Below are 8,480 nucleotides of genomic sequence, written 5' to 3'. Positions count from 1 at the left end.
ACCAAGTTCGAATCTGAAGTGTACATTCTGTCCAAAGACGAAGGCGGCCGTCACACTCCGTTCTTCAAAGGCTACCGTCCGCAGTTCTACTTCCGTACCACTGACGTGACTGGCACCATTGAACTGCCGGAAGGCGTTGAGATGGTAATGCCGGGCGACAACATCAAAATGGTTGTTACCCTGATCCACCCGATCGCGATGGACGACGGTCTGCGTTTCGCAATCCGTGAAGGCGGCCGTACCGTTGGCGCGGGCGTGGTTGCTAAAGTTCTCGGCTAATCGCTGATAACATTTGACGCAATGCGCATGAAAAGGGCATCATTTGATGCCCTTTTTGCACGCTTTCGAACCAGAACCTGGCTCATCAGTGATTTCTTTCTCATAATCATTGCTGAGACAGGCTCTGAAGAGGGCGTTTAGTCCGAAGCATTTATCCTCCGCCATGTTGCTGATTAATTCAGTAACCCATTGAAAAATGACGGAAATACGCGATTCGGTTCGGTTTGCCTCGTAGTAGCGGGGCAAAAATGTTTGTCTGATTTATTGTGACAGGTTGGTTTATGAGTGCGAATACCGAAGCTCAGGGAAGTGGGCGCGGCCTGGAAGCGATGAAATGGATCGCCGTGGCGGTGCTGCTGATCGTAGCTATCGTAGGCAACTACATTTATCGTGATATATCCCTGCCGTTGCGTGCCCTGGCAGTGGTGATTTTAATTGCGGCAGCGGGCGGCGTTGCGCTGCTGACCACGAAAGGCAAAGCGACTGTGGCGTTTGCCCGTGAAGCGAGAACCGAAGTCCGTAAAGTGATTTGGCCAACTCGCCAGGAAACATTGCATACCACGTTAATTGTAGCGGCGGTTACTGCTGTAATGTCACTGATCCTGTGGGGCCTGGATGGTATTCTGGTCCGCCTGGTTTCTTTTATCACTGGCCTGAGGTTCTGAGATGTCTGAAGCTCCTAAAAAGCGCTGGTACGTCGTTCAGGCGTTTTCCGGTTTTGAAGGCCGCGTAGCGACTTCCCTGCGCGAGCATATCAAATTACATAACATGGAAGAGTTATTTGGCGACGTGATGGTCCCAACTGAAGAAGTTGTGGAAATCCGCGGCGGCCAGCGTCGCAAAAGCGAACGCAAATTCTTCCCGGGCTATGTGCTGGTCCAAATGGTCATGAATGATGCGAGCTGGCACTTAGTGCGCAGCGTGCCGCGTGTGATGGGCTTCATCGGTGGTACTTCGGATCGTCCGGCTCCGATCAGCGATAAAGAAGTCGATGCGATTATGAACCGCCTGCAGCAGGTAGGTGATAAGCCGCGTCCGAAAACGCTGTTTGAACCGGGTGAGATGGTTCGTGTTAGCGATGGTCCGTTTGCTGACTTCAACGGCGTTGTTGAAGAAGTCGATTACGAGAAAAGCCGCCTGAAAGTGTCTGTATCCATTTTCGGACGCGCAACGCCAGTCGAACTGGACTTTGCTCAGGTCGAAAAGGCCTAACAGTCAGGTTGTAAAAGCAGCGATTAATCGTTGCACAGGGCGCGAGATTGGACTACAATTTCGCGCCTTTTGTTTTTATGGGCTTTGCCCGTAAAACGATTTTTATCACGGGGAGCTTCGCTGAAGCGCTATTACCCAATCAGAGGAATTTAGAATGGCTAAGAAAGTACAAGCCTACGTTAAGCTGCAAGTAGCAGCTGGTATGGCGAACCCGAGTCCGCCAGTTGGTCCGGCACTGGGCCAGCAGGGCGTGAACATCATGGAATTCTGCAAAGCGTTCAACGCAAAAACTGATTCCATCGAAAAAGGTCTGCCGATCCCGGTTGTTATCACCGTTTATGCTGACCGTTCTTTCACCTTCGTTACCAAAACTCCGCCGGCAGCAGTTCTGCTGAAAAAAGCGGCTGGTATCAAGTCTGGTTCCGGCAAGCCGAACAAAGACAAAGTGGGTAAAGTAACCCGCGCTCAGGTGCAGGAAATCGCGCAGACTAAAGCAGCGGACATGACTGGTGCTGACATTGAAGCGATGACTCGCTCAATCGAAGGCACTGCTCGTTCCATGGGCCTGGTAGTGGAGGACTAAGAAATGGCTAAACTGACCAAGCGCATGCGTGTGATCCGTGAGAAAGTTGATGCGACCAAACAGTACGACATCAACGAAGCTATTTCTCTGCTGAAAGAGCTGGCTACCGCTAAATTCGTAGAAAGCGTTGACGTTGCTGTTAACCTCGGCATCGACGCGCGTAAATCTGACCAGAACGTACGTGGTGCAACTGTACTGCCGCACGGTACTGGCCGTTCAGTTCGCGTAGCTGTATTTACCCAGGGCCCGAACGCTGAAGCAGCTAAAGCTGCTGGCGCTGAGCTGGTAGGTATGGAAGATCTGGCTGAGCAGATCAAGAAAGGCGAAATGAACTTTGACGTTGTTATTGCTTCCCCGGATGCAATGCGCGTTGTTGGCCAGTTGGGCCAGGTTCTGGGCCCGCGCGGCCTGATGCCGAACCCGAAAGTGGGTACTGTAACCCCGAACGTTGCTGAAGCGGTTAAAAACGCCAAAGCCGGTCAGGTTCGTTACCGTAACGACAAAAACGGCATCATCCACACCACCATCGGTAAAGTGGACTTTGACGCTGACAAACTGAAAGAAAACCTGGAAGCCCTGCTGGTTGCGCTGAAAAAAGCAAAACCGTCTCAGGCAAAAGGTATTTTCATCAAGAAAGTTAGCATCTCCACCACCATGGGTGCGGGTGTTGCGGTTGACCAGGCTGGTCTGAACGCATCAGCGAACTAATATTCGCTATTTACGTGGGCGGCGGATTTGTCTACAATCTTACGCCCACGATTCTGTCGAATCAGACAGAACGCTATGCGAGCCACGCGAATCATAAAGTGATTCAAAAGGTGAACGTATAGACAGAATTTTCGGTTGGAGCCTGGCCTTATCCAGGCCCCGTCCAAGACCGCAGGTGTTTCTTTGAAACTTAATGTCCTGCGTAGACGGTGACAGAACCTGAAGACCTTTTTAAAAGTTTTCTTTGGCTTGTTTCTGCTCACCGTATTAAGACGCTCTTTTCTTTTTGGGAAGAGTGAAGTGAGTTCCGGGACATGAGTCCCGGCAAACATCCAGGAGCAAAGCTAATGGCTTTAAATCTTCAAGACAAACAAGCGATTGTTGCTGAAGTCAGCGAAGTAGCCAAAGGCGCGCTGTCTGCAGTAGTTGCGGATTCCCGTGGCGTAACTGTAGACAAAATGACTGAACTGCGTAAAGCAGGTCGCGAAGCCGGCGTATACATGCGTGTTGTTCGTAACACCCTGCTGCGCCGTGTTGTTGAAGGGACTCAATTTGAGTGCCTGAAAGACGCGTTCGTTGGTCCGACCCTGATTGCATACTCTATGGAACACCCGGGCGCTGCTGCTCGTCTGTTCAAAGAGTTCGCGAAAGCGAATGCAAAATTTGAGGTCAAAGCTGCAGCCTTTGAAGGTGAGTTGATCCCGGCATCGCAAATCGATCGCCTGGCAACCCTGCCGACCTACGAAGAAGCAATTGCACGCCTGATGGCAACCATGAAAGAAGCTTCGGCTGGCAAACTGGTTCGCACTCTGGCTGCTGTTCGCGATGCAAAAGAAGCTGCTTAATCGCAGTTATCTTTATAAAGCATCTGCTTACATATAACTTTATTCTGATTTTCAGGAACAATTTAAATGTCTATCACTAAAGATCAAATCATTGAAGCAGTATCCGCTATGTCCGTAATGGACGTTGTAGAACTGATTTCTGCAATGGAAGAAAAATTCGGTGTTTCTGCTGCTGCCGCTGTAGCCGTTGCTGCTGGCCCGGTTGAAGCTGCTGAAGAGAAAACTGAATTCGACGTAATTCTGAAAGCTGCCGGCGCTAACAAAGTTGCCGTAATCAAAGCTGTACGTGGCGCGACTGGCCTGGGTCTGAAAGAAGCTAAAGACCTGGTTGAATCCGCTCCGGCCGCTCTGAAAGAAGGCATCAGCAAAGACGACGCAGAAGCTCTGAAAAAATCTCTGGAAGAAGCTGGCGCTGAAGTTGAAGTTAAATAAGCCAACTTTTCTGGTTGCAGCCTGAGTAATCAGGCTGATGGCTGGTGACTTTTTGGTCACCAGCCTTTTTGCGCTACAGGGCGCCAGTAGCCTTTCACACTATTTATCTACTGGTTTCCCCCAATGGTTATTTCTATCGACGACTTAATATATTGCGACAGGGCAGGTGCGCTGTGTAAATCGCAACGAAATGATTTAAGAGTGATAGAAACAGGCATTGCGGAAAGTGTTCCATTTTCCGGTCAACAAAATGGTGTTGCATAAACTGTCCTTATTCAATGGACAGAGTGGGTCGACTTGTCAGCGAGCTGAGGAACCCTATGGTTTACTCCTATACCGAGAAAAAACGTATTCGTAAGGATTTTGGAAAACGTCCGCAAGTGCTGGACATTCCTTATCTCCTTTCTATCCAGCTTGACTCGTTCCAGAAGTTTATCGAGCAAGATCCTGAAGGCCAGTATGGTCTGGAAGCGGCATTCCGTTCCGTGTTCCCGATCAAGAGCTATAGCGGCAACTCGGAACTGCAGTACGTCAGTTACCGTCTTGGCGAACCCGTATTTGACGTTAAAGAGTGTCAAATTCGTGGCGTAACCTATTCGGCTCCGCTGCGCGTGAAACTGCGTCTGGTGATCTACGAGCGCGAAGCGCCGGAAGGCACCGTTAAAGACATTAAAGAACAAGAAGTGTACATGGGCGAAATCCCGCTCATGACCGATAACGGTACCTTCGTTATCAACGGTACTGAGCGCGTTATCGTGTCTCAGCTGCACCGTAGCCCGGGTGTGTTCTTCGACAGCGACAAGGGTAAAACTCACTCTTCAGGTAAGGTGCTGTATAACGCACGTATTATCCCTTACCGTGGTTCCTGGCTGGACTTCGAGTTCGATCCGAAAGACAACCTGTTTGTCCGTATCGACCGTCGCCGTAAACTGCCTGCAACCATCATTCTGCGCGCGCTGAACTACACCACTGAACAGATCCTTGACCTGTTCTTTGAGAAAGTGATTTTTGAAATCCGTGACAACAAGCTGCAAATGGAGCTGGTCCCGGAGCGTCTGCGTGGCGAAACCGCCTCTTTTGATATCGAAGCAGACGGCAAAGTGTATGTCGAAAAAGGCCGCCGTATTACCGCGCGCCATATTCGTCAGCTTGAAAAAGACGAGATTAAGCACATCGAAGTACCGGTTGAATACATTGCCGGGAAAGTGGCTGCAAAAGATTATGTTGATGAGTCCACCGGCGAGCTGATTTGCGCGGCGAACATGGAACTCTCTCTGGATCTGCTGGCGAAACTGAGCCAGTCCGGTCACAAGCGCATCGAAACGCTGTTTACCAACGATCTGGATCACGGTGCGTACATCTCTGAAACCGTACGCGTCGACCCGACCAACGATCGTCTGAGCGCGCTGGTAGAAATCTACCGCATGATGCGCCCTGGTGAGCCGCCGACACGCGAAGCTGCTGAAAGCCTGTTCGAGAACCTGTTCTTCTCTGAAGACCGCTACGATCTGTCCGCGGTTGGCCGTATGAAGTTCAACCGTTCTCTGCTGCGCGAAGAGATTGAAGGTTCCGGTATCCTGAGCAAAGACGACATCATTGAAGTGATGAAGAAGCTCATCGATATCCGTAACGGCAAAGGCGAAGTGGATGATATCGACCACCTCGGCAACCGTCGTATCCGTTCCGTAGGCGAAATGGCGGAAAACCAATTCCGCGTTGGCCTGGTACGTGTTGAGCGTGCAGTGAAAGAGCGTCTGTCTCTGGGCGATCTCGATACCCTGATGCCGCAGGATATGATTAACGCCAAGCCGATCTCTGCGGCAGTGAAAGAGTTCTTTGGTTCCAGCCAGCTGTCTCAGTTTATGGACCAGAACAACCCGCTGTCTGAGATTACGCACAAGCGTCGTATCTCTGCACTCGGCCCAGGCGGTCTGACTCGTGAACGTGCGGGCTTTGAAGTACGTGACGTACACCCAACCCACTACGGTCGTGTATGTCCTATCGAAACCCCTGAAGGTCCGAACATCGGTCTGATCAACTCCCTGTCTGTGTACGCGCAGACTAACGAATACGGCTTCCTGGAAACCCCGTATCGTCGCGTTGTTGATGGCGTGGTGACTGACGAGATCCATTACCTCTCCGCTATCGAAGAAGGTAACTACGTGATCGCGCAGGCGAACACCAACCTGACCGAAGAAGGCCGTTTCGTCGACGATCTGGTTACTTGCCGTAGCAAAGGCGAATCCAGCTTGTTCAGCAACGACCAGGTTGACTACATGGACGTTTCCACCCAGCAGGTGGTTTCCGTCGGTGCGTCCCTGATCCCGTTCCTGGAACACGATGACGCCAACCGTGCATTGATGGGTGCGAACATGCAACGTCAGGCGGTTCCGACTCTGCGCGCTGATAAGCCGCTGGTTGGTACCGGTATGGAACGTGCTGTTGCCGTTGACTCCGGCGTAACCGCCGTTGCAAAACGTGGCGGTACCGTTCAGTACGTGGATGCGTCCCGTATCGTTATTAAAGTTAACGAAGACGAGATGTACCCGGGCGAAGCAGGTATCGACATCTATAACCTGACTAAATACACCCGTTCTAACCAGAACACCTGCATCAATCAGATGCCGTGCGTGTCCCTGGGTGAGCCGGTTGAGCGCGGCGACGTGCTGGCAGACGGTCCGTCCACCGACCTCGGTGAACTGGCGCTCGGTCAGAACATGCGCGTAGCGTTCATGCCGTGGAATGGTTACAACTTCGAAGACTCCATCCTCGTTTCCGAGCGTGTGGTTCAGGAAGACCGTTTCACGACCATCCACATTCAGGAACTGGCGTGCGTGTCCCGTGACACCAAGCTGGGGCCGGAAGAGATCACTGCTGACATCCCGAACGTGGGTGAAGCTGCGCTCTCCAAACTGGATGAATCCGGTATCGTTTACATTGGTGCTGAAGTGACCGGCGGCGACATTCTGGTGGGCAAGGTAACGCCGAAAGGTGAAACCCAGCTGACGCCGGAAGAGAAACTGCTGCGTGCGATCTTCGGTGAGAAAGCGTCTGACGTTAAAGACTCTTCTCTGCGCGTACCGAACGGCGTGTCCGGTACCGTTATCGACGTTCAGGTCTTTACCCGCGATGGCGTGGAAAAAGACAAACGTGCCCTGGAAATCGAAGAGATGCAGCTCAAGCAGGCTAAGAAAGACCTGTCTGAAGAACTGCAGATCCTTGAAGCCGGCCTGTTTGGTCGTATCTATGCTGTGCTGGTTGCTGGCGGCGTTGAAGCTGAGAAGCTCGACAAACTGTCCCGCGATCGCTGGCTGGAACTGGGCCTGACCGATGAAGACAAACAGAATCAGCTTGAGCAGCTGGCTGAGCAGTACGACGAGCTGAAGCACGAGTTTGAGAAGAAACTCGAAGCTAAGCGCCGCAAAATCACTCAGGGCGATGACCTGGCACCGGGCGTGCTGAAAATCGTTAAAGTGTATCTGGCCGTTAAACGTCAGATTCAGCCGGGTGACAAGATGGCAGGCCGCCACGGTAACAAAGGTGTTATCTCCAAGATCAACCCGATCGAAGATATGCCTTACGATGAAAACGGCACGCCGGTAGACATCGTACTGAACCCGCTGGGCGTACCGTCTCGTATGAACATTGGTCAGATTCTGGAAACCCACCTGGGTATGGCTGCGAAAGGTATCGGCGATAAGATCAACGCCATGCTGAAACAGCAGCAGGAAGTCGCCAAACTGCGCGAATTCATCCAGAAAGCGTATGACCTCGGTGCAGACGTTTGCCAGAAAGTTGACCTGAACACCTTCAGCGATGAAGAAGTGCTGCGTCTGGCTGAAAACCTGAAAAAAGGTATGCCGATTGCAACGCCGGTATTCGACGGTGCGAAAGAGTCTGAAATCAAGGAACTGTTACAGCTGGGTGGCCTGCCGACTTCCGGTCAGATCACGCTGTTCGACGGTCGTACCGGTGAGCAGTTCGAGCGCCAGGTTACCGTTGGCTACATGTACATGCTGAAACTGAACCACCTGGTTGATGACAAAATGCACGCCCGTTCCACCGGTTCTTACAGCCTGGTTACTCAGCAGCCGCTGGGTGGTAAGGCGCAGTTCGGTGGTCAGCGCTTCGGTGAGATGGAAGTGTGGGCACTGGAAGCATACGGCGCTGCTTATACTCTGCAGGAAATGCTGACCGTTAAGTCTGATGACGTGAACGGCCGTACCAAGATGTATAAGAACATCGTGGATGGCAACCATCAGATGGAACCAGGCATGCCGGAATCCTTCAACGTACTGTTGAAAGAGATTCGTTCGCTGGGTATCAATATCGAGCTGGAAGACGAGTAACTCTCGCTCAAACAGGTCACTGCTGCCAGGGTAAAACCTGGCGGCAGATTGTGCTAACTCCGACGGGAGCCA

The 8,480-nt window shown here is 51.8% G+C and carries 8 protein-coding genes; all 8 read left to right on the top strand.

Going from position 1 to position 8,480, the window contains the following annotated elements:
• On the top strand, nt 1-279 hold a 279-nt coding region (locus tag FND52_RS21430; RefSeq protein WP_000317395.1), incomplete at its 5' end, for an EF-Tu C-terminal domain-related protein.
• Nucleotides 280-560: 281 nt separating this feature from the next.
• Nucleotides 561-944 (top strand): preprotein translocase subunit SecE, encoded by a 384-nt coding sequence (secE, locus tag FND52_RS21425; protein ID WP_002438629.1) that lies wholly within the window; start codon nt 561-563, stop codon nt 942-944.
• A 1-nt stretch (nt 945) separates the two neighbouring features.
• Complete coding sequence (gene nusG / locus FND52_RS21420; RefSeq protein ID WP_125295710.1) at nt 946-1,491, top strand: transcription termination/antitermination protein NusG; 546 nt, start codon at nt 946-948, stop codon at nt 1,489-1,491.
• Nucleotides 1,492-1,645: 154 nt separating this feature from the next.
• Entirely contained in the window at nt 1,646-2,074 is a 429-nt protein-coding gene (gene rplK / locus FND52_RS21415) for a 50S ribosomal protein L11 (RefSeq protein WP_002438627.1), read from the top strand.
• Between the two features lie 3 nt (nt 2,075-2,077).
• Nucleotides 2,078-2,782: a 50S ribosomal protein L1 gene (gene rplA, locus FND52_RS21410; protein ID WP_125295709.1), complete on the top strand. Its 705-nt coding sequence runs from the start codon at nt 2,078-2,080 to the stop codon at nt 2,780-2,782.
• A 347-nt stretch (nt 2,783-3,129) separates the two neighbouring features.
• Nucleotides 3,130-3,627, top strand: coding sequence for a 50S ribosomal protein L10 (gene rplJ / locus FND52_RS21405; RefSeq protein ID WP_002438625.1), 498 nt, complete (start codon nt 3,130-3,132; stop codon nt 3,625-3,627).
• Between the two features lie 66 nt (nt 3,628-3,693).
• A complete protein-coding gene (gene rplL, locus FND52_RS21400; protein WP_002884142.1) occupies nt 3,694-4,059 on the top strand; it encodes a 50S ribosomal protein L7/L12 in 366 nt (121 codons plus the stop codon).
• 320 nt (nt 4,060-4,379) lie between these two features.
• Nucleotides 4,380-8,408, top strand: a complete 4,029-nt coding sequence (rpoB, locus tag FND52_RS21395) for a DNA-directed RNA polymerase subunit beta (protein ID WP_125295708.1) — start codon at nt 4,380-4,382, stop codon at nt 8,406-8,408.
• Nucleotides 8,409-8,480 lie beyond the last annotated feature (72 nt).

It is taken from the genome of Atlantibacter subterraneus, assembly GCF_007570865.1.
Taxonomy (GTDB): domain Bacteria; phylum Pseudomonadota; class Gammaproteobacteria; order Enterobacterales; family Enterobacteriaceae; genus Atlantibacter; species Atlantibacter subterraneus.
This window is presented reverse-complemented; position numbering and strand designations above follow the sequence as displayed.